At 73.9% G+C, this 22185-nt stretch carries 18 protein-coding genes; 11 read left to right on the forward strand and 7 right to left on the reverse strand.

The features are described 5' to 3' along the window. Positions 1-24 precede the first annotated feature (24 nt). Positions 25-2574, forward strand: a complete 2550-nt coding sequence (locus tag WMF24_RS32135) for an ATP-binding protein (RefSeq protein ID WP_437731243.1) — start codon at positions 25-27, stop codon at positions 2572-2574. Positions 2575-2784: 210 nt separating this feature from the next. Then, positions 2785-3042 (forward strand): hypothetical protein, encoded by a 258-nt coding sequence (locus WMF24_RS32140; RefSeq protein WP_437731244.1) that lies wholly within the window; start codon positions 2785-2787, stop codon positions 3040-3042. Positions 3043-3100: 58 nt separating this feature from the next. Here WMF24_RS32140 and WMF24_RS32145 read toward each other — a convergent pair whose 3' ends face one another. Both WMF24_RS32145 and WMF24_RS32150 read right to left on the reverse strand, forming a co-directional pair. Then, positions 3101-3481: a hypothetical protein gene (locus WMF24_RS32145; RefSeq protein WP_437731245.1), complete on the reverse strand. Its 381-nt coding sequence runs from the start codon at positions 3479-3481 to the stop codon at positions 3101-3103. A gap of 344 nt (positions 3482-3825) precedes the next feature. Further along, the gene (locus WMF24_RS32150) at positions 3826-4461 is read right to left on the reverse strand and encodes a hypothetical protein (RefSeq protein ID WP_437731246.1); all 636 of its coding nucleotides are present in this window, start codon (positions 4459-4461) and stop codon (positions 3826-3828) included. A gap of 316 nt (positions 4462-4777) precedes the next feature. Here WMF24_RS32150 and WMF24_RS32155 point away from each other — a divergent pair, with 316 nt between their 5' ends. The 8 genes from WMF24_RS32155 to WMF24_RS32190 all read left to right on the forward strand — a co-directional run bounded on the left by WMF24_RS32155 (position 4778) and on the right by WMF24_RS32190 (position 12593). Continuing rightward, positions 4778-5203 (forward strand): hypothetical protein, encoded by a 426-nt coding sequence (locus WMF24_RS32155; RefSeq protein ID WP_437731247.1) that lies wholly within the window; start codon positions 4778-4780, stop codon positions 5201-5203. 34 nt (positions 5204-5237) lie between these two features. Further along, positions 5238-6101, forward strand: a complete 864-nt coding sequence (locus WMF24_RS32160; protein WP_437738881.1) for a DUF692 domain-containing protein — start codon at positions 5238-5240, stop codon at positions 6099-6101. Next, positions 6098-7306, forward strand: coding sequence for an HvfC family peptide modification chaperone (locus WMF24_RS32165; RefSeq protein WP_437731248.1), 1209 nt, complete (start codon positions 6098-6100; stop codon positions 7304-7306). Before WMF24_RS32160 ends, WMF24_RS32165 begins: the two co-directional genes overlap by 4 nt. A 28-nt stretch (positions 7307-7334) precedes the next feature. After that, positions 7335-8687: a lactonase family protein gene (locus WMF24_RS32170; RefSeq protein WP_437731249.1), complete on the forward strand. Its 1353-nt coding sequence runs from the start codon at positions 7335-7337 to the stop codon at positions 8685-8687. Next, positions 8684-9970 (forward strand): hypothetical protein, encoded by a 1287-nt coding sequence (locus tag WMF24_RS32175; RefSeq protein WP_437731250.1) that lies wholly within the window; start codon positions 8684-8686, stop codon positions 9968-9970. Before WMF24_RS32170 ends, WMF24_RS32175 begins: the two co-directional genes overlap by 4 nt. 132 nt (positions 9971-10102) lie before the next feature. Then, entirely contained in the window at positions 10103-10642 is a 540-nt protein-coding gene (locus tag WMF24_RS32180) for an RNA polymerase sigma factor (RefSeq protein ID WP_437731251.1), read from the forward strand. After that, a complete protein-coding gene (locus WMF24_RS32185) occupies positions 10639-11643 on the forward strand; it encodes a hypothetical protein (RefSeq protein WP_437731252.1) in 1005 nt (334 codons plus the stop codon). The genes WMF24_RS32180 and WMF24_RS32185 overlap by 4 nt, the downstream gene beginning before the upstream one ends. A gap of 179 nt (positions 11644-11822) precedes the next feature. After that, positions 11823-12593, forward strand: a complete 771-nt coding sequence (locus WMF24_RS32190; RefSeq protein WP_437731253.1) for a hypothetical protein — start codon at positions 11823-11825, stop codon at positions 12591-12593. Positions 12594-12747: 154 nt separating this feature from the next. On the opposite strand, the gene WMF24_RS32195 is transcribed toward WMF24_RS32190, so the two are convergent. The 3 genes from WMF24_RS32195 to WMF24_RS32205 form a co-directional block, all read right to left on the reverse strand. Then, positions 12748-13206 carry a VOC family protein gene (locus WMF24_RS32195; RefSeq protein ID WP_437731254.1) on the reverse strand — a complete coding sequence of 153 codons (459 nt, stop codon included), beginning with the start codon at positions 13204-13206 and terminating at the stop codon, positions 12748-12750. A 134-nt stretch (positions 13207-13340) separates the two neighbouring features. Further along, on the reverse strand, positions 13341-14885 hold the full coding sequence (locus WMF24_RS32200; protein WP_437731255.1) for a hypothetical protein: 1545 nt from the start codon (positions 14883-14885) through the stop codon (positions 13341-13343). 43 nt (positions 14886-14928) lie between these two features. Further along, on the reverse strand, positions 14929-16485 hold the full coding sequence (locus WMF24_RS32205; protein WP_437731256.1) for a hypothetical protein: 1557 nt from the start codon (positions 16483-16485) through the stop codon (positions 14929-14931). A gap of 665 nt (positions 16486-17150) precedes the next feature. On the opposite strand from WMF24_RS32205, the gene WMF24_RS32210 reads away from it, so the two are divergent. Further along, positions 17151-18053: a DUF1566 domain-containing protein gene (locus WMF24_RS32210; RefSeq protein ID WP_437731257.1), complete on the forward strand. Its 903-nt coding sequence runs from the start codon at positions 17151-17153 to the stop codon at positions 18051-18053. A gap of 1353 nt (positions 18054-19406) precedes the next feature. Here the strand turns inward: WMF24_RS32210 and WMF24_RS32215 are convergent. Together WMF24_RS32215 and WMF24_RS32220 are read right to left on the reverse strand one after the other, a co-directional pair. Beyond that, positions 19407-20243, reverse strand: coding sequence for a hypothetical protein (locus tag WMF24_RS32215; RefSeq protein WP_437731258.1), 837 nt, complete (start codon positions 20241-20243; stop codon positions 19407-19409). A 216-nt stretch (positions 20244-20459) separates the two neighbouring features. Further along, a complete protein-coding gene (locus WMF24_RS32220) occupies positions 20460-21926 on the reverse strand; it encodes a porin (RefSeq protein WP_437731259.1) in 1467 nt (488 codons plus the stop codon). Positions 21927-22185 lie beyond the last annotated feature (259 nt).

Here is a 22185-nt window from a genome sequence, read left to right on the forward strand (position 1 = left end):
TTTCGCGCTATCGTAAGGGACGGCATGGGTCAGCTCGGTAGACCGAACGAAGAGCGGCTCTCCGACTTCATCCGGCGCCACCGCGGCGCGATCCTGGAGGCCTGGGCGCAGCGCGCGCGCGCGCTGAGCCCGGCGCGGCCGACGTCGGATCCGGTGCTCACCGACCATGTACCGAGCGTCCTCGCCTACATCACCGAGGTCGCGGCCGGCGCCGAGGTCGACGGGAAGATCCGGGACATGCCCGGCCATCACGCGCTGAGCCGGCTGGCGCAAGGGTACGATCTCGCCGACGTCGTGCAGGAGTACGCGGCGCTGCGCGCCGTGATCCTGGAGCTCTGGGAGCGGGACGGCGGCGGCGACGCGGGGAGCGAGCTCATCCGGCTGAACGGCGCGATCGACGGCGCGATCGCCGACGCGGTGACGCGCTATCAAGCGGCGCGCGTGCGCCTGCTCCAGGCGCTCGACGTCATCTCGACGGCCGCGCTCGGCAGCAGCGACCTGGACACGTTCCTGAGGGCGCTCATCCGCGCCACGCGCGAGGCGTCCGCGGCCGTGGACGTGGCGATGGTCCTGCTCTGCGACGGGGACGCGCTCGAGGTGCACGCGACCGCCGGCCTCGATGACGGGCCGCTGCTCGGCCCGCCGCTCGAGGCGACGCGGGAGTTCGCCCGCGCCGTCCTCGCGCTGCGCGGGCCCGCCTCGCTCGACGCCGCGCTCCGGTCGCTGCCCGTGACGGCGCGCGAGCTCCGGTCGCGGGGGCTGCGCGCCGTCCACGGCGTGCCGCTGATCCACGACGGGCGCGCCATCGGGGTCGCGATCCTCGGCTCGCGCACCGCCGAGGAGTTCTCCGAGGAGGACATGCTGATGCTCCGCACGATGACCAGCCGGGCGACCGCGATCATCGTGCAGGCGCAGCTCGTCGCGAAGGAGCGGGCGTCGCGGCACCAGGCGGACGACGCCCGCGCGCTGCTCGCGACGGTGATCGAGCAGATGCCGGCCGGGGTCATCATCGGCGAGCGGCAGACGGGGCGCGTCCTGCTCACGAACCGGCAGGCCACGGAGATCTTCCGGCAGTCGTTCGAGGGGGTCCAGGGCATCGAGGGCTACATCGCCCGCGGCTTCCACCCGCGCTCCGGCAAGGCGTACGAGACGTGGGAGTGGCCGCTCGCGCGCACCGTGACGACGGGCGAGGTCGTGAGCGACGAGGAGATCGACATCCTCCGCAGCGACGGCACGTGGGGGCGGATCCTCGTGCGCTCGACGCCGGTCCGCGACCCGGACGGGCGCGTCTCGGCGGGCGTCGTGACGTTCTTCGACATCACCGAGCGGACGCGCGCCGAGCAGGCGCAGCGCTTCCTCGCGGCCGCCAGCGCCTCGCTGAGCGACAGCCTCGACTTCCAGGGCACGCTCGACCGGCTCGGCCGCCTCACCGTCCCCGAGCTCGCGGACTGGTGCGTCATCCACACGCTGCCGGAGGTCGAGGCGGCGCGGCGGGTCACCGTGACGCACGTGAACCCGGAGGAGGTCCGGCGGGCGCGCGCGCTCCTTCGCGAGATGGATCCGCCGCCCGGGCTGCCTTCGGTGATGGAGCAGGTCCTCGGCGGCGAGCGCCCGGAGCTCGTCCGGGACTTCTCCCACCCGCTCGTCGCGCCGCTCGCCGAGCACGCCGCCTTCCGCCGGCTCGTGCGCGAGCTCGGCGTCACGTCGGTCATGCTGGTCCCGATGGTCGCGCGGGGCCGCGCCTTCGGCTGCATCGCGCTGGCGACCGCGGCGAGCGGCCGGGTCTACGACGAGGCGGACCTCGGGGTCGCGCACGACCTGGCGCAGCGGGCCGCGCTCGCCGCGGACAACGCGCGGCTCTACGAGGCCGCGCAGCGCGCGATCGAGCTGCGGGACAACGTGCTCGCCACGGTGTCGCACGACCTCCGGAACCCGCTGAGCGCGATCATCACCGCGGCCGCCATCATGACGAAGCGCGCGGCGGCGCGCCCCGGCGACCGGAGCGACACGAAGGCGATCCAGGCGATCCAGCGCTCGGCGCACCGGATGGACCGGCTCATCCACGATCTCCTCGACTTCGCGAGCCTCCGCGCGGGCCGGCTGGAGCTGCGCCGGCAGCCGCAGGATCCGCGGGAGATCGGCCGGGAGGCGGTCGAGACGTTCGAGCCGCAGGCGCAGGAGAAGGGGGTCCGGCTGGTCGCGGCGTCGGACGACGACGTGCCTGTCGTCGTGTGCGATCGCGATCGCGTGCTCCAGGTGCTCTCCAACCTGCTGAGCAACGCGATCAAGGTGACCGGCGCCCAGGGGTCGATCACGGTGCGGTGCGAGCGCCGGGAGGAGCACGTCGCCTTCTCGGTGGCGGACACGGGGCCCGGGATCCCGGAGGACGAGCTGCCGTACCTCTTCGAGCGGTTCTGGCGCGGCCAGCGGAACGGCTACAAGGGCACCGGGCTCGGCCTGGCGATCGCGAGGGAGCTCGTGGTGGCGCACGGCGGGATCATCGGCGTGGAGAGCCGCGTGGGGGTGGGGACGACCTTCCGGTTCACGATCCCCCTCCGCGGCGGCGAGGGCTGAGCCGCGGGCGGGGCGCGCGGACGCACGCGCGGGCGGACCTCCGCAGCGGGAGGGATGAGCCGCGGGGCGCGCGCGGACGCACGCGCGGGCGGACCTCCGCAGCGGGAGGGATGAGCCGCGGGGCGCGCGCAGACGCACGCGCGGGCGGACGCCGGCGCAGGAGTGGACGATCGAGCGTGCCGGCCCCAGGGGACCTCGGAAGGAGGAACCATGGGAGACGAGAAGACGCAGGACCAGCTCGGCACGCCGCGCCCGGAGCACGAGGTCAGCGAGGCGAAGCAGCCTCACCCGCAGGCGGACGTCCCCGGCGTCCGCGGGCCCATCACGTCGACCGGCGAACGCGAGGACGCTCCCCCCGGCGAGGTCGAGACCTGGGGCAGCGAGGGCGGCGCCGGGTCGTACGGGGGCGGGCCGATCACCTCCGACACGAAGCTCCCCGCGGGCAAATCGGGGCGTAAGCCTTCGTGATCCCAAGTGATTCAGCGACGACGCGGCGCGCCGGGGTCTCCCGGGAGGGGCCGGCGGGTCACGGCTGCTGCTGCTGCGTGGGCCTTGGCGCGCACCGCTTCATGTAGGCCGGCTCGGGGCACCCGTCGTGCGTCAGGATCTCGTGATCCTGGCACTTCACGAGCGCCGCCCGGATGTCGAGGCACCTCCCCGGCCCCGCCTCCACGCACCGGTGCTCCTTCGTGGTCCCGAGGGCGCAGCCGTCGACCTGCCCCTCGGGGCACTCGAGGAGCGGACCGGTCGAGCAGTCGTTCCCCTGCCGGGCGCCGCCCGTCGCGGTCGTCGACGTGCCCTGCGTCGCCTGCTGCGGGGTCGTGCAGGCGGCGCTCGAGGCGAGCGCGAGGGCCGTGAAGCAGAGGAAGGACAGGCCCCGCCGGGGCGAGCTGCTGCGCGTGTTCATGCGGTCGTTCTCCGAGGGTTCCGTGGGTCCGGCCGGGAGCCCGAAAGGCAGGTCGCCGCCCGGCGCGCCCGGCAGACTACTCCACGAACGCCGCGCCCCGGCGTGTTCACCGCCGCCCCCGGACGCACGCGACCCCGCGCGCGGTGGTGCGGTAGTTACCGCGGACAGCGCCGCAGAGGATCGAACCGCCAAGACGCCAAGAGCGCCAAGAGCGCCAAGAGCGCAAAATTATTGATATCTTCTTGGCGTCCTTGGCGCCTTGGCGGTTCCCGGAGCGCCGCGCTGCCTCACGCGCCGCGGCCCTGTTGCACGGCAACCCCGGTCGGAGCGCGCCTCAACCCCGGTCAGAACGCGCCGCCGCCGTGCGCGAGGAGCGCCCAGCTGTCCCCGCCCGTCCGGCTCGCGGCGCCGCGCACGGTGAGGTCGTCGAAGAACGCGGGGCGGAAGCTGAGCCGGGCGCCCAGCTTGACGTTGCGCGTGACGAGCCGCTCCACCCCGGCGGTGAGCGGCACCGCCAGCGCGAACGCGTCGCCGCCCTCGCCGGCCCAGCCCGTGTAGCCCACGCCGGCGACGACGAACGGCTGCACGATCGCCTCGTCGGCGCGCAGGACGTTGTAGCGAAGCCCGGCGTCGAGCGAGGTCATCACGAGCGATTCCCCCATCGTCGCGCGCTCGTTCACCGAGCCGGTGTAGTTGCCCTCGACCGCCACGCGCGGCGACATGGCCCCGGTCACGCGCACGTTCCAGGTCGGCCCGACGCCCGCGGTGCCGCCCACGTAGCCGAGCACGCCGAAGCCGCCCTCGACCGCGATGGTGGGCTCGGGAATGCGCCGGATGAGCGGCTGATCCGCCGGCGGGACGTTGCGCGCCGGCCGGTCGCGCTGCTCCCCTCGCCCCGCGTCCTGCGCCCCGGCCGCACCGGAGAGCGCCATCGTGGCAGCGACGGCCATCACCGCCGCCGCGCGTCGTCGCGTGCTCATGCAGTCCTCCCCTGTTCGACCCGTTGACCGGTGGTCGATCGTCGACGACCGCCGCGTGCACACCTCAGGCCACGCGTGGCTGTGCAGCGCAGGTCCGGCGACGTTGTCCCACCCCGCCCGCCGCGCCCGCGCGACCGCGGCGCTGCCGGGGCCGCTGCGCCGGGGCGCACGGCCGGGCGCCGTCGGCCAGTGAGCCGTTGCGGCGCCGCGGCGGGTCTGAGATGAGACGGCGCTCCGGGCACCGCCGAGGAGCCGAGCCACGCCTCGCCCGTGCCGGGCGCAGGGACCGTCGAGTCGAGACCCAGAGGAGCACACGATGCTGTCGAAGAAGAGCATTTTCGAGACCCTCGCCGCGCTGAGCACCGGCGCCATGGTGATGAGCGGCTGCGGCGCCGCGCAGGCGCCGGTCAACGCGACCGAGGTCCCCGCCGAGCAGGAGGCCGTCCCGGCCGAGCCCGCTGCCCCCGCCGCCCCCGCCGAGACCACCTCGGGCGACGCCGCCGCGGGCGCGAACGCCCCCGCGGCGCCGGCCTCGCCGGAGGCCGCGGCGCCGGCCCCCGCGCCGCCGAGCGACGTCCAGTCCGCCGCGACCTCGCCGATGGTCGCGCCGACGGCCACCCCGGCCCCCACCGCGCCCACCCCGCCCGCGCCCACCGCCCCGGCGGCCAAGCCCGCCGGGAAGAAGCCGGCCGCCGCCAAGAAGGCCGGCCACATGTCGTGCGGCCAGGGCACCTGCGGCTGACCTCGTCGTCGGCCTCGCCCGCCCCGTGTCCCTCATGACCGGCAGCGCGCTCACCGGCGTCGGCCTCGGGCTCCGCTGGGAGTTCCTCGACGAGGTGCTCGACCTGCTCGCCGGCGGCGCGGCGCTGCCCGTCCCCTTCTTCGAGCTCTCCCCCGAGAACTACATGCGCCGCGGCGGCCACTTCCCCGCGGCGATCGAGCGCGTCCGGGAGCGCTGCGCGATCCTGACGCACGGGCTCACGATGTCGGTCGGCGGGGTCGACCCGCTCGACGCCGGCTACCTGCGCGAGCTCGGGCGGTTCCTTGGGCGGCTCGCCCCGCCGTTCCACAGCGACCACCTCTGCTTCTCCGGCGTCGACGGCAGGTTCCTCCACGACCTCTTGCCGTTGCCGCTCACCTCGGCGGCCGCCGCGCACGCCGCCGCGCGCATCCGCGAGGCGGAGGACCGGCTCGAGCGGCCCATGGCGATCGAGAACATCACGTACTACCTGGCCCCGGGCCGCGCCGCGCTCGACGAGGCCGACTTCCTCGTCGAGGTGCTCGAGCGCGCCGGCTGCGGGCTCCTGCTCGACGTGAACAACCTCTACGTGAACGGCCGGAACCACGGCGTCGATCCGGCCGCGCTTCTCGAGAAGATCCCGCCCGGCCGCGTCGTGGCGATGCACGTCGCGGGGCACGCGTGGCGCGACGACGCGGGGGTCCTCGTCGACACGCACGGCGCGCCGGTGATCGCGCCGGTGCTCGACCTGCTCGCCCGCGCCGTCGCGCGGACCGGGCCGGTGCCTGTCGTTCTCGAGCGCGACAACGACGTGCCGCCGCTCGAGGCGCTGCTCGCCGAGCGCGCCGAGGTCGAGGCGGCGTACCGGCGCGGGCTCGCCGCGCGGGAGGCCGGGGCGTGAGCGCGGGGCGCGGAGCGTGCGAGGAGAGCGAGGCGACCGAGGCGATTGAGGCGACCGGGGCGAGCGAGGCGACCGGGGCGACCGGGGCGACCGGGGCGAGCGAGGCGCCCGGGGCGACCGGGGCGACCGGGGCGAGCGAGGCGCGCGAGGCGTCGACCGAGCCGCCGGCGGAGCTCGTTGCCCTGCAGCGGGCGCTGCAGCGCAGCGTGAGCGAGCCGGACGGCGCGGCGATCGCGGCCGATCCGCGCGCGTGGCTCGCCGGCGCCGGGCTCGAGGGCGCGGACCTCGAGGCCATGGCCTCGCTCCCGCCGGGGCGGCTGCTTCTCTACCGGAGCCTCATCCGCCGCGGGCTGACGCGCGCGATCCGCGCCGGGATCCCGCGGACCGCGGCGCGGCTCGGCGCGCGGTTCGAGGCGGACGTGGCGCGCTTCCTCGAGGCGGAGCTGCCCCGGTCGCGCTACATCCGCGAGGTCGCGTTCGAGTTCGTTGGCTTCGCGGCGCCGCGATGGGCCGAGGACCCGGAGGTGCCCGCGTACCTCGCGGATCTCGCGCGCCACGAGCTCGCCGCCTTCGCGGCGTCGTTCGCCGAGCCGGACGGCGACGAGTCCGGCGGGCCGGCGGGCACCGACGCGCCCGGCGGACCGGCGGGCACCGACGCGCCCGGCGGACCGGCGGGCACCGACGCGCCCGGCGGACCGGCGGGCACCGACGCGCCCGGCGGACCGGCGGGCACCGACGCGCCCGGCGGACCGGCGGGCACCGACGCGCCGGTGGACGCACCGAGCCCGCCGGACGCGGCGGGCGGGCCCGCGTCCGGCGAGGAGCTCTCGCTCGAGCGGGGCGCGCGCTTCCAGCGGGCGGCGGCGCTCGTGCGCCACGAGCACGCGGTCCACCGGCTCTCGGGCGACGAGGCGGCGCGCGACGTGCCGGCGCGCGAGCCGACGAGCCTGCTCGTGTACCGCGACGCCGCGCACGAGGTCCGCTTCCTGGAGCTCACGCCGCTCGCGGCGGAGATCCTCGGCCGGCTCCTCGCGGGTGCCACGCTCCGGGACGCGGTGGTCGAGGGCTGCGCTGCGCTGGGCCACCCGGTCGACGGCCCGGTGCTGGAGAGCACCGCGGCCCTCCTCGGCGACCTCGCCGAGCGCGGGGCGCTGCTCGGCGCCGCCGCGCCATCGCGCTTGCCCGGCGGCGCTGGCCGGGGATAACGCATGCGCGGAGGACATCGATCGACCGATGCAGCGCACACGCTCCAGCGCGCCCGTCCGTGCGCGCTTCCACGCCCCCTTCCACGCGCCCTTCCATGCACACCTCGGCGCATGCTTCTGGCTGGCGGCCGGGCTGTGGCTCGGGTGCAGCAACTCCGGCGGTGGACCCCCGAAGGGCGGACCCCCGCCGGGGACCACGAGCGGCGGCGGTGAGGGAATGAGCCAGGGCAACGGCACGGGCAGCGGCGGCACGAACGGCGGCGGCGCGAGCGGCGGCGCCACGGGCGGCAGCGGCGCGAGCACCGGCGGCGCGGGCGGCGGCCCGCAGCCGGCGAGCGCGCCGCTCGTCTACGTGGGGGGCCGCAAGGGCATCTTCGTCTTCCGCCTGAACGAGTCCGACGGCGCGCTCTCCCCGGTGCAGGGCCCGATCGACGCCGAGATGAACCCGACCTTCCTCGCCGTCGACCCCGCGCGCCGGCGCCTCTTCGCGGTGAACGAGCTCGGCGAGGTGGACGGCGAGCCGTCGGGGGCGGTCAGCGCGTTCCGGATCAGCCCGGACGACGGGACGCTCGCCTTCGTCAACCGGGCCTCGTCGAGGGGCGAGGGCCCTGCCCACCTCGCCCTCGACCGCGCCGGGCGCTTCGTCCTCGTGGCCAACTACGGCGGCGGCACCGCGGCGGTGCTCCCCGTCGGCCAGGACGGCGCGCTCGGCCAGGCGGTCGACGAGGAGGCGTTCGGGCGAAGGTCGCGGTCGCACCACGCCGTGACCGATCCGGCGAACCGCTTCGCCTTCGTCACGAACCTCGGGTCCGACGCGATAGCCCAGCTCACGTTCGACGCGGAGACGGGCAAGCTCGCCCCGAACGATCCGCCGGCCCTCGCGCTCCCCGCGGGCACGACCCCCCGGCACCTCGACTTCCACCCGGGCGGCCGGTTCGCCTACGTGATCAACGAGAACGCCGGCTCGATCACGACGCTGCGCTTCGATCCGGCGCGCGGGACGCTGTCGTCGGTGGCCACCGTCTCGATGCTGCCGGACGGCGCGAGCGCCGAGGACAACGCCTGCGCCGGGGTCGCGGTGGCGCCTTCGGGCAAGTTCGTCTACGGGTCGAACCGCGGCCACGACAGCATCGCCATCTTCGCCGTCGACCCCGACAAGGGGACGCTGTCCCCGGCCGGCCATGCGCCGACGCAGGGCAAGACGCCGCGCCATTTCCAGATCGCGCCGACGGGCAAGCTGCTGCTCGTCGCGAACCAGGGCTCGAGCAACATCGTCGCGTTCCACGTGGACGAGGCGACCGGCGCTCTCCGGCCGACCGGCCGCGTCACCGAGGTCCCCGAGCCCACCTATGTCGGGATCGCGGCCTCGCCGGGCCCGTGACCGGGCGCCGCGCAGCCTCCGCGCTCGGGCGCCGCGCAGCCTCCGCGCTCGGGCGCCGCGCAGCCTCCGCGCTCGGGCGCCGCGCAGCCTCCGCGCTCGGGCGCCGCGCAGCCTCCGCGCTCGGGCGCCGCGCAGCCTCCGCGCTCGGGCGCCGCGCAGCGCGCCTCGCGCTCGTCGCCGGGGCGCTCCTTGCAGCGGCGCGCCCCGCGCGCGCGTCGCCCGGCGAGCAGACGGCGTCGCTGAGCTGGGTGCGGCTCGCGGGCGCCGAGGCGTGCGTCGGGGCGCGCGCGCTCGCGCAGGCGGTGGAGGCGCGCCTCGGGCGCGCGGCGCTCGTCTCGGCCGCCCGGGCCGAGCTCACGATCGAGGGTCGCGTCGAGCCGGGCGGCTCCGGCGGGTGGCGCGCGGTGCTCGCGGTCGCCGATGCGGACGGCGCGGTGCTCGGGACGCGCGAGATCACGACGGCGTCGCCGCGCTGCAGGGCGCTCGACGAAGAGCTCGCTCTGGCCATCGCGCTCATGATCGACCCCAGCGCGAAGCTGTCCCCCGGCGCGCCGCCCGCTGCGGCCGCCCCCGCGCCGCCTGCTGCCGCCGCCCCCGCGCCGCCTGCTGCCGCCGCCCCCGCGCTGCCCGCTGCGGCCGCCCCCGCGCCGCCCGCTGCGGCCGCCCCCGCGCCGCCCGCTGCGGCCGCCCCCGCGCCCGCGCCGCAGGTCATCGTGCAGCGCATCCTGATCCCGGTCCCGCCGCCGGCACCTCCTCCGCCGGCGCCGTGGCGCGTCGAGGTCGGCGCCGGTCCGCTCTTCGGGCTCGGCCTCCTTCCCTCGCCCGGCGTCGCCGCCGCGCTCCGCGCGCGCCTCACGCCGCCCCGGTTCTTTTCGTTCGAGGTCGGGGGGGCGGTCTGGTTCCCGAACGAGGCGACGACCGGCGCCTCGTCGACGCGCTTCACCTGGGGCGAGGGGTTCGTGTCCGCGTGCCCCGTCTCGCTCGGGAGCGAGACGCGGCTCTCCGCGTGCGCGGGCGTCCGCCTCGGCGCCCTCCGCGTCGGCGGCCTCGGGTTCCGCGTCGACCGCTCCGACGAGCGCCTAACCGCGGGCGGCGCGCTCGACGTCCGTCTCACCCGGCGGCTCGCCGGCCCGCTCACCGTGGGCGGCGGCCTCGGGCTGATCGTGCCGTTCGTTCGCGACACCTTCTACTACATCGACGCGCAGGATCAGGACCGCGAGGTCTTCCAGATGGCGCCGCTCGCCGGGGCGGCGGACGTCCTGCTCGGCGTCGAGTTCCCGTGATTCCCTTGAGCTTCCCGTGACTTCCGCCGATTCCTCCGGTCCGCCGCGCGGGGCCGCTTTTCTTTCATAAAAACCCGTCGTTGCGACCATCAAGGGGAGGCGCGGGCTTTCCATGCGCCCCGGCCTCTCGCGATGACCCTCGAGGAGATTTTCGAAGAGAACGCGGCGTACGTGTGGCGCGTGCTGCGAAGGCTCGGCGTCCGCGAGGCCGACGTCGAGGACGTCTGCCAGGAAGTCTTCCTCATGGTCCACCGGAAGCTCGACACCTTCGACGGCAGCTCGGCGCTGCGCACGTGGCTCTACAGCATCTGCCTGCGGCGCGCGTCGGAGTACCGGCGGCGGCCGCACCGCAGGCGCGAGGAGGTGGCCGAGGCCGTTCCCGAGCAGGTCATGGCGGCGCCGCAGGACGAGACCCTCGATAGCCGCCGCGCGCTCGACCGGCTCGACGCGGCGCTCGATCAGCTCGACGACGACAAGCGCGCGGTGTTCGTCCTGCACGAGATCGAGCAGATGCCGATGGCGGAGATCGCGAAGGCGGCGGGGTGCCCGCTCCAGACGGCGTACTCGCGGCTTCGCGCGGCGCGGGCGCAGATCGAGGCGGCGATGCGTCGGCACGAGCTCTGCGCGCCGCGGGCCGGGGCCGCGCGGATCACCGAGGGGAGCAACGTATGAGCGGCGATCCTCGCAAGGTGGTCGGCCCGGGTGACGGCGCGGACGTGCTCCGTGTGGCCCTCGAGGCGGCCCGGCGCGACGCGCCGGACCGGGCGCAGCTCGCGCGGCTCGCGGCGCGGCTGCCGCTCCGCCTGCCGGACGGACCGGGAGGCGGCGAGGGCCCCGGCGGCCCGGCGACCGGCGGAGGCGCGGGCGCCCAGACGACCGGCGGAGGCGCGGGCGCCCAGACGACCGGCGGAGGCGCGGGCGTCCAGGCCACCGGAGGAGGCGCGGGCGCCCAGGCCACCGGAGGAGGCGCGGGCGCCCAGGCCACCGGCGGAGGCGCGGGCGCCTCGGCGACGCACGCCCCGGCAGCGATCGTCTCTACCGGGGCTGTCGCAGCGCCGTCGGTGCTCTCCGGCCTTGGAATCGGCGCGGCGCTCGGCGTCGTCCTCGTCGGGGCGGTGTGGCTCGCACCGTCGGGCTCACCGCCGCCGCCCGCCGCGCCGCTCGCGCCGCCCGGCGCGGCGGTTGTCGCGACCGCAGCGACAGCGGGTGCCGCGGCAGCGCCCGCGGCGGCACCGCCGGAGGTGCTCGCGGAGGTCCCCCCCGTGGCGGAACCGCCGCGCGCGCCAGCGCCGGAGCCTCCGGACGCGCGCGCGGGCGCGCCGCTGCCCGCGCGCGCGTCCGCCTCGACGGCCGGCGCGCCGGCGGCGGGCGGCTCGGTGCAGGCGGCGCTGCCCGGCGCGGAGACGGAGCTCGGGCTGCTGCAGCGCGCGCAGGAGGCGCTCGCGGCGCGCCCTGCGGAGGCGCTCGCGCTCGCCGACGCCCACCTCGCGCGCTTCCCGGGCGGCGCGCTCGCCCAGGAGCGTGAGGTGATCGCTGTCGGCGCCCTGAAGGCGCTCGGCCGCGGCGGCGAGGCGCTCGCGCGCGCGCGCCGCTTCGTCGCGGCGCACCCGAGCTCGGCCTACCGCCGCAGGCTCGAGATCCTCGTCCCGGAGCTGAGAAGCGCGCAGCGGTGACAGCCCTCGCGGGCTGCCGTTGCCCTGGTGAGGCCAGGGCGTCGATCGGTGGATCTCACGAGGCCCTCTGCTCACGGAAAAGTTCGATCAGGAGATCATAAAAACAGACGAGCGACGCCATTCATGGAGTGACAACGGGCCGCGCTGACAGGCCCGGGGAGATACGAATGCGACGCCTCGTGAACACATCCATTTCATTGTTCCTTGGGCTGATGATGCTCCAGACCTTCGGCGCCGGGTGCACTGCCCTGGTGGAGGTCGGCGACGACAGCGACGACAGCGGCAACGTCAGCACCGGGAGCGGCTCGCCGGTCGGCTCCGGCGGCGGCTGGCCGACCGCGGAATCCGGCTCCGTCAGCGGTAGCTCGTCGGTCGGCTCCGGCAACGGCGTCGGCACCGGGGGCGGCTCGCCGGTCGGCTCCGGCGCGGGCTGGCCGACCGCAGAATCCGGCTCCGTCAGCGGCAGCTCGTCGGTCGGCTCCGGCGGCTCCGGCTCCACCGGCAGCGGCTCCGGGCCGACGACGGCCAGCGCGGTCGCGTTCCTCGGGAGTGAGCTGCCCGATCCGTCGGACGAACCCGGGAGCAGCTCCGCCACGGGCGGCGGGCCTTCCCCCGGTCCGGACGATCTCTATGTCCTCATCGGCGCCCCGGCGCTGTCCTGCGCGGAGCCCTACGTCGGCTGCGACGCCTGGCACGTGAGCTTCATCATCCCCCCTGCGGCGCAGGTGCCCGGCATCTACCCCCTCAACGGGCGGGATCTGACAGCGTCCTTCGGTGTGAACGGCCCCGACAGGGGCAGCGGTTCTTGCGGGGCGTTCGGCGGGACCTTCGGCCCCGGCGTGCTGGAGATCGTGAGCATCGACGCCACGAAGGTCGTGGTCCGGCTGAGCGACACCCCTACCTCCGAGTTCGACGCCAACGGGGAATACACCGCGGTTCGATGCCCCTGACGCTCCTTGCTCCGTGATGGAGAAGAATTTGAACCACAGAGGACACAGAGGGCACAGAGGAAGAGAGAGAAAAAAATACTCATTCTCTCCTCTGTGCCCTCTGTGCCCTCTGTGGTTCATTCTCTCTGGTTCTTCGGACCTCCCCGACACGGAGCTACGTCGCCGAGAGGCGCTTCTGCATCTCCTCCGGAGAGATGTCCTCGATCCGGCTCGCGACCCCCCAGCGGTGGCCGTACGGGTCGCGGAGCCAGGCCATGCGGTCGCCGTGCGGCTGGTCCTGCGGCGGGCGCTCGATCGTCGCGCCTGCCGCGGCGGCCTGCGCCACGAGCGCGTCCACGTCCTCCACGTAGACCATCACGCTCACGCTCGTGCCCCCCAGCGTCTGGGGGCCGACGGCGCCGAGATCAGGGAACTCGTCCGCCAGGAAGAAGCGGGCCCTGCCGATCGACAGCTCGGCGTGGCCCATGCGCCCGTCGGGCATCGGGATACGCACGTCCTCGCGCGCGCCGAACGCACGCTTGTAGAACTCGATGGCTTCCGCGGCGTTGCGCGCGCTCAGGTAGGGAAAGCACGTCTGACCTTCGGGGACGGGGTGGACCTGGCTCTTCGTCATCGTCGCGCTCCTTCATGCCCGCATCGCGCACCGGCGATCCGGCTCCACGGCAGCATGGAGGATCGCTCCGCCCAGGTATTGGAAAAATTTCACCTGCGCCACGGCCGGCGCCGGCTCCCGCCCGCGAGCCCCGCCTAGTCCGGAAAACGGAGCGTCTCGACGGCGACGCCGTCCTCTCCCGAGACCATGTTGCCCTCCTCGTCCCAGCTCGTGCCGCCCTTGCCCGGCGGCCCCAGCATGAAGGTGACGCCCTCCACCGTGAGCTGGTCCTCGTCGAGGTAGGCGATCCCGATCGTGTCGCCGCCGCGCCCGGGGCCGCCGTGGCCGCCGCGGCCGCCGTCGCCCCCATTGCCCCCGTTGCAGCCGTACGTGCCGTCCCCCACCGCGCCCCCCGATGCGCCCCGGCCGCCCGTTCCGCCTTCCTCGGGCGGCCCGCCATCGCCGCCCGGGCCGGCCTGGAACGTCTCGATCACGCTGTCGCGCAGGGTCAACCTGGCATGGAGCGCGACGATGCCGATGCTCGGATGGGCGTTGCCCCCTCCCCGGCCCCCTCGCCCGCCGCAGCCGCCGGCCGCGCCCGATCCACCGCCGGCGCCGCCCCTGGACGCCACGCCGCACGCGCTGAGGCCGCCCCGGCGGCCGCCGCCCCCGCCGCCGCCCTGGCCCGGCGTGCCCCGGCCGCCGTCGCCGGCCTTGTCGCCCTCCCACCCCGTGTCGCTGATGCGCCCGATGCCCTCTCCCGCCGCGCCAGCGGCGCCCTGCGCGCCCGACATGCCGAACCTCCCGTCGTTGCAGGCGTTGCCCGGCGGGTCCCCTTCCCCTCCGGCCCCTTCGTACGGAGGAGCCGACATCGGACGTGGCGCGCCGTCGCCACCGTCCTCGGCGCCGCCCGGCAGCCCGTCCCCGCCCTTGCCGCCGACGCTCGGGATCCCGTCGTCGCACGGGTTCACCACGGCGGGCCCGCCGGCCACGGTCTCCCCCGAGCACGCGGCCCCGCCCATCATCCCATGCGCGCCGCCGGCGGCCTGGTTCGGATAGGGCCACTCCTCGCCGTTGTAGCCCCCAATTCCGAAGTCGGAGCGAATGTAGCTTCGGGTGATCTCCACCGCGGTGCTGGACCGCACCAGGATCACGATGGGGCTTTGCGAAAAGAAGTCGACGTCGACGATGGTGGAGACCCCGTCCGCTGCGCCCGTGTCCCCCGCGCTCGCCGGCTCGACGGTGAGGAGAAAATCATCGTGCCTGTGCACCCCGTTGTGCTGAACGATGGCGGGCGTACCGCGCATGCGCTCCCAGCGTATGCAGTGGTAGCCCCCGATGAGATCCACGCCGGAGGGCAAGACGACGGGACCGTAGAAGCCGTCGGTGCACGCGAACACGCGCCCCCGCCCGGTGCGCGCGAGCTCGATGCCACGCTGCAGCGTGCGCAGCGGCATCTCCCTCGTGCCGGGGTTCGCGTCGTCGCCGCTGCCGAACACGCCGCCCACGAACACGCCGCACCCGTCCTCGAGCACGTCGGCGGCGAGACGCTCGAGGCAGAACGACTCCGACGGCGGCTCACCGTGGCACGACGCGCCGCCGTCGCACGGGGTCTCGCCAGGGGCGACCGCCACGGGGTCGGTGCCGCACCCGGCCACGAGGAGCGAGAAGGAAAGGAGCAGAGCGATCGCTCGGGGCATCTCGATGGTCCTCATCGGTCCAGCACGGCGCGCGCGAGGCACTTCACTGCGGTGGCCCCGGATCGGGCACATCGAGCTGCCGGTAGGGCATGGCCTCGCCGGACATCCCCTTGCCGTCCGTCTCGTCAAGAGTTGCATTGCCTGCGGGCCCACCCGCACCCGCTTTTCCGAGGTGCACGTCGGCCCCCGGACCGAAGCGCACGTCCGCGCCGGCGGACGCGACGCCGTACGAGGAACCGCCGAGGCCGCCGCCGGCGTCGCCCCCGCGGCCGCCGTTGCCTCCCCGTCCACCGGGACACGCGGGCCACATGGGACTGCTGCCAGTGGGCGGCGTTCCCCCGTGGCCGCCCCATGCACCACCGCCACCCGGTTGGCCCGTCCCTCCGACGCCGCCGTTGCCGGCGGTGCCCGTGGTGATCGCCGTCGCCTCGAGCGCCACCGCGCTGCCGTACAGCGCGACGATGCCGATGCTCGATCCGCCATAGCCGCCCCCCTTGCCGCCCCGGCCACCGCAGCCGCCGCTCCCTCCAGAGCCGCCGGTCGCGCCCGCCTGCGGTCCACCCGCCCGGCACGCGACCATGCCGCCTCGCGCCTTGCTGCCGCCGCCGCCGCCCCCTCCCTGGCCGACGCCGCCCCTTCGCCCGTCGTCGCCCCGGACGCCGGTCCAGCCCTCGACGCCGAGGTAGCCTGCGCCGACCGCACCGGCAGAGCGCCCGCCGTCGACGCCGTTGGCTCCGCCCTTCCCCTCCGTGCACGTCGTGCTGCCCGCACCGGTCCCTGCACGGCCGTGGCCATCCGGATTCTCCGCCGGCCAGGGTTGCCCTGGAGCGCCGTCGCCCCCCTCCTCGAGGCCGCCGTCGCCGCCGTATCCGCCCGTGGACTCGATGCCGTCGTCGCACGCGGTCACGACCGGCAGGGCGCCCGTCGCGCGGTCTGCCGTGCAGGCGTCTGCGCCGTCGTTCCCCCTCACGCCGTCCTTCGCCCGCTCGCTGGGTGCGTCCTCCCCCGCCTCTCCGTCCTTCCCGTTGCCCGCGATGATCTCGCTCGCTCGCACGATCGCCCTCGCCCCCTGGCCCAGGATCATCGCGATCGACGACTTGCCGTCGCTCGCCGATGCGTCCGCCGCCACGACGCGCACCCCGAAGATCGTCGAGGTAGCGCCGCCTCCCTCGACGACCCGCACCGGGATCCCCGCCGGCCCCGGCGCGATGGTGGTCAGGTGCCCGGGCGCGTCGAACGACGCCCCGTACGACCAGCCGCCGTCATCACAGCGACGGCCGCCCCAGAGGTGGACACCCGAGATCAGGGTCACCTCTTCCTCGAACGTCTCGCCGCAGGCGTAGACATGGCGCAGGCCTCGCGCTCGCGCCTCCACGATCGCGTGCTGCAGCGAGGCGAACGGCTCGAACCGCGTGCCCGCGCGCGGGGCATCCCGGGGAGCGCTGGCGCTGACAAACACGCCGCATTCGTCCATCACGGGACCCGCGCTGGGCTCGAGCACGTCACAGGGCGACGCCGCGGGTGCAAGGCACACCTGCTCGTCGGCGCAGTCCTCCGGGTAGATGCAGCCGGAGAGCCCTCCCGCGCCGCTCGTCGACAAGACAAGAAGCGAGAGAGCGCGCGCGATGGATCGCATCGATGGACGATGCGCACCGCCGCCGCACAGCGTCAAGCGGCATCCATCTGCAAGAGCCGGCGCTTTGCGCGACGAAACATCACTTGATGCCGTAATGCTCTCTGCTGTCCCCGGACATCGGGGGACCTTGATTGGCGCGCCGGCCGGGGCGCTTCAACCGGTCGCGACCAGCCCAGCGCTGAATTCATCACCAGCGCGCTCGCCCTCGACCACGACGCGCCCTGGTCCCCCCGCGAGCGCGCTGGTAGTGGTCGCGTTTGCCTGAAACGCGACCACCCCGAAGCAATTGCGACCATCTCGAGGGAGCGCGATCGGCGCACGTGTCCGTCCTTGGCGCACACGTCGTATCTCTTGACACCCGGCGCGCTCGAGGTCGACGCTCCGTCAGCATGGTGGGCGCGCGGGTGGGCATGATGTCGGTCGGCTTCGCGGTTTCAATGTTCTGCGGATGCGCATGGGTCATCGGCGCGCCGTGGGATGAATACACTGAGATCGGAGGAGGCGCAGGCGGCGTCGGCGGGACAGGCGGCAGCACCAGCTCCGCGGGCGCCCACGGAGGTGGTGGCTCGGGGACCGGCGGCTCCGGGGCTGGCGGAGCTGGCTCCGGAGGAGGAACTGGTGGCGGCTCCGTGCCAGTTCTGGTGATGTGGCCGGACTCGGCGACGAAACGCTGCACGGAGGGGGAGACCACAGTCGATGAGTGCCCGGGGCCGTCGGAGCCGTTGTTCGGACAAGACGGGAATTATCGGATCGCCGTTCCCTCCTACACGGAACGCGACGGCACCGTGACAGACGCGGTGACCGGGCTCGTGTGGGAGAAGGTGACGGAGAGCGCGGCGTTCACCATGGCCGACGCGCGGGAGCACTGCGCAACCCTCGCCACCCAGCAGCTCGGCGGCCTCGCGACGTGGCGGCTGCCGACGCTCCGCGAGCTCGAGTCCATCTTGGATCTAGGTCGCTATCCGGCGTTTCCGGAACCAATTGCCCCCCATCAGAGTGGGTACTACTTGTCAGCCACACCCGTCGCTGCAAGCTCAGCGTTTCCATTCTGGGTCATGCGAGCGGCCAATGCTATCACCGTGGGCTTCGACGAGTCCGCGCATTCCATGCGGGCGGTATGCGTCGGCGGCGAGACACGCATCAACGAGGTCGAGTTGCGCATACTCAGCGACTGGGTACTCGATCGCTCGACGGGGCTCTGGTGGCAGCGTGAATCCGGCAGCGATGACTTCAGCTGGGATGGGGCACTTTCCTACTGTGAGTCGCTGGAGCTCTCTGGGTATACTGACTGGCGGCTACCGAGCGCAAAAGAGCTGCTTTCGATCGTTGATACTGAGGAGCTCCAACCGGCGCTCGACCGCGTAGCGTTCCCGGGTGAACCGCCGGGGAAGTTCTGGTCATCAACGCCTGTCGCCACCTCTGGAACCGAAACGTTCATCGTTGATTTTGCGATTGGCGACCTTGCGTACAGCATCAGCTCAGCCAAGCGACGTGCACGATGCGTTCGCTCCGATCCACCGCCAGATCCCTAAGCGCCAGCCACGGATCCATGGCAACCGTGGTACGCACTCACTCGGAAGCCAACTTCGGACCGATCCGTTAGCCCGATCCATGCCGGTTGGTCGCGTGCGTCCTCCCGCAGGTAGACGTCCGCCTGCCCGCGCTCCGCGTCGACCTCCACGCTGACGATGGGCCGCTCGCGGTCCGCAAGGACGACCGCGCCGACCGCGGGCGCTTCGTCCATCTCGACGACCTTCGACAGGGTGTGCCCGCCGCTCTCCCGGATGAGCCGCACGCTCGTCCGGTGCGCGAGCGCGCGGAACAGCCCGGTCAGCCACGCTGGAGATCGTGAGCATCGATGCCACGAAGGTCGTGGTCCGGCTGAGCGGCACCGAGACCGACCACTTCGACGGCAACGGTGAATCTACCGCGGCTCGATGCCCCTGACGTCCCTGGATTCATGATGTAGAAGAATATGAACCACAGAGGGCACAGAGGAAGAGAGAGAGAGAGAGAGAGAGAGAGAGAGAGAATAACATATTCATTCTCTCTCTTCCTCTGTGCCCCCTGCGGTTCATTCTCTCTGGTTCTTCGGACCTCCTCGACGCGGAGCTACGTCGCCGAGAGGCGCTTCTGCATCTCCTCCGGAGAGATGTCCTCGATCCGGCTCGCGACCCCCAGCGGTGGCCGCACGGGTCGCGGAGCCAGGCCATGCGGTCGCCGTGCGGCTGGTCCTGCGGCGGGCGCTCGATCGTCGCCTGCCGCGGCAGCCCGCGCCACGAGCGCGTCGACATCCTCTGCGTAGACCATCACGCTCACGCTCGTGCCCCCCAGCATCTGGGGGCCGACGGCGCCGAGATCAGGGTACTCGTCCGACAGGAACAAGCGGGCACGGCCGGTCGACAGCTCGGCGTGGCCGATCCCGAGTGCTCAACTTGGCGCTCCGGGGCCCATTGTTCAAAATTGAGCACTACCGAGCGCGCTCGCCATCGGCCACAACGCGTCCTGGTCCCCCCCGCGAGCGCGCTCGCCATCGGCCACAACGCGTCCTGGTCCCCCCGCGAGCGCGCTCGCCCCCGACCACAACGCGTCCTGGTCCCCCCGCGAGCGCGCTCGCCCCCGACCACGACGCGTCCTGGTCCCCCCGCGAGCGCGCTCGCCATCGACCACAACGCGTCCTGGTCTCCCGCGAGCGCGCTCGCCATCGACCACAACGCGTCCTGGTCTCCCGCGAGCGCGCTCGCCATCGACCACAACGCGTCCTGGTCCTCCCGCGAGCGCGCTCGCCATCGACCACAACGCGTCCTGGTCCGCTGAGATGTATCTTGTGAAGAATGCTTGGCTTTTGACGGCAACGTGAGCCGTCTCACAGCATCAGGCGCGGCTCACGCCGGATCGGCCAGGGGCTCCTCTTCCGGTTCCGGCGGCGCCTCCACGGACGGCGCCCCCGGCGCGGCGGGCGCCTCGGGGACGTCGCTGGCGCCGCCGTTCGCGCCGGAAGGCCGCGACTCCCACGCCGCGAGCGGCGCGAGGAGCGCCGCGCTGACCGCCTCGCTGCCGGGCACGTCCGGGTCCGCGTGCGCGGCGACCCGGGTCGCGTAGTCGCGAAGGGCGGCGAGCGTCGCCAGGAACGCGGCGCGCACGTCGCCCGTCGGAGCGCTCTCGGGCCTCGGCGCGGTGATGTGAAGGGCCCGGCCATAGGCCTCGTGCGCCTCCTCCAGGTGCGCGAGGAAGGCCTCGCCGCCGAGCTTCTTGAACGTCCTTTCATGCCGCGCGCTCCGGATCGCGTCGAGGCGCGCCTTCGACTCCTTCCATTCGAGCTTGTACGGGAGCTTCGTGAAAGAGAGGCCGTCCGGGAAAAGGAGCTTGAAGAGATCCTTCGCCTCTTCGAGGCACGGGTTCCGCTCCGGAGGGAGCTTGCACCAGCCGGCGAGCCAGTCGTGCGCCGCGCTGTACGCATTGTCGACGATGCGATCGGCCTTCGGCTTGGTCCTCGTCTCCACCGGATCGCCCCCCTGCGGCCGGGTGAGCGCCTCGAGCGTGGCGACCGCGGCGGCCAGGCGCCCCTTCGATCGCCCGATCGCCTCCGGGAGCCGCTTCGGCTTGAGCTGCTTCTCCCTGGCGTCAGCCACCGTGATGAGCTCCGTGGCGAGCACGACCGCCTCGGCGGCGTTGAGGCGCGGGAGCGCGACGAGATCCTGGGAGGTGAATGAACGTGCCATGGTGAACTCCTTCCCTGAACCGGCTCCGTCGATCGAGCCGGGGCGGAGCGCCATGGCAAGAACGGCGCCGCGCGGCGCACCTCGGGATCTCGCGCTCTCCACCGCGCCGTGCAGGCTTCTGGCCGCGCGCAGTCTGGCCCGGCGTGGCCCGGCCAGACCTGGCCGGCCTGGCCGCGCGCAGGCCAGCGCCCTGGCCGGCACCAGCGCGAGGGCCCTTCAGAAGCTCGCGTCGAGCTGGAGGCGGGCGACGTGGCGGCTGTCGGAGGCTTCCTTGCCGAAGACGTAGAAATAGTCGCCCTGGATCTTCAGGGCATAGCCGTTCAGATACACATTGAGCCCGCCGCCGACCTGCTTGCCCTGCGCGTCGACGAGATCGACGAGCCTCGGATCGGTGCCGCGCTCCGCGAAGATCTGGTCCCAGCGCGCGGCGACCTCGACGTGGTCGGTCACCAGGTAACCCGCCTGGGCGAAGTAGCCGTAACCCGAGCGGGTCCACTCTTGCACGGCCGCGCCGTCGACCTCGCCCTCGAAGGAGTCCCGCTCGGCGTGGCGCACGATGGCCTCGGCCGCGAGCGAGAAGCCGGCGTACTTGAAGACGAGATCGGCCGCGCCGTGCAGGTAGTCGGCCGCGCCGAGCGAGAGGGTCGTGCCGAAGGTGCTGTGCTGGCGGTTCGTCTGATGGTTGTAAGCGCCCGTGACGCCCACCGCGAGTCGGGGCTTCGCCTCGCGAGAGAGGTCGCCGTCCTGGTCGTCGTCGAACGCGCCGAACGGGCGGACCGCGAGCCGCGCCACCGCGAGCGGGCCGTGCTCCTGGCCGCCGAAGCGATTGCGCCCCTCGCCGCCGCCGAGGAAGAGGTTGTACGTCAGCTTGCCATCCAGGCCGAAGAGATCGGGCGACGAGAGCATCAGGCCGACGTCGCGATCGATGTTGAACTCGCGGACGGCGATCGGGCGCTCGGTCTGCTGGATAGAGACCTCGCGCAGGGTCCGCGCCCGGTTGAACGGGGCGAGGAACTGGCCGACGCGCACGTTGAGATCGCGGATGCCCGTGTACTCGACGAAGGCGTCGAAGATGGGAGAGGGGCTGTCCCGCTCGAAGTCGTTGCCGCCGAAGGCGAGCTGCACGTTGTACTTGAGATCGGGCGAGATGAAATGACCGCTCGTCGTGAGGCGCACCGTCCTCACGTTGATCTCGTGCGTGTCGTCCTCCGCCGTGTGCGTGAACGTCTCGCGGACCTGCACGCGGGCCCGGATCGTGGACGAGAAGCCGCCGTCCGCCGTCTTGACGGTGAAGCCCTTGCCCGGCGCGGCCGTCACGCTGGCGTCTCCCCCCTTGTCCTTCCCCGGCTTCGCCGCGGCGCTCGCCGCCGCCTCGGCGGCCGCCCTGCGCTCGGCGTCGAGGCGCTCCTGCAGCGCGCGCTGCTGCTGCTCGAGCTCCGCTACCCGGCGACTCAGCTCCTCGACGCCGGGCGCCGGGGCCGTCAGACCGGGCGCGGGGGCCGCCTGCGGCGCCGCGGCCGCCTGCGGCGCCGCGGCCGCCGGCGCCGCGGGCGCTGGCGGCGTCGCGGCAGGCGGCTGCGCCGCGGGCTGCTGCGCGGACGCCTGCGAGGGGAGCGCAGCGGCAGCGAGCGAGAGCGCCGCCGCGTAGATCGTGTGCGACTTCTTTCCGTTGATCGATTTCAAAGCGGCTTGTCCTCGGATCCAACCGTCTGCCGACGACGCGTCCGGCAGGCACGGGCCGCCGGCGCCAGGGCGCACCACGCCCCGCCAGCAGCCGACCATCGCTCCCAGGCCTGCGCTTCGCGCCACGCGCGCAGACGCCGGACCGCTGTCACCAGCACACAGCCGGACAGCAGCGGCACCGGCGGAGAGCCACCGTGAACCATCCAATATAACGGACACCGATCGCTGTCAAGCACCCCGGGATTCGCCGTATGGGCTG

The sequence above is a fragment of the Sorangium sp. So ce1335 genome, from assembly GCF_051521615.1.
In the GTDB taxonomy this organism is placed as follows: domain Bacteria; phylum Myxococcota_A; class Polyangia; order Polyangiales; family Polyangiaceae; genus Sorangium.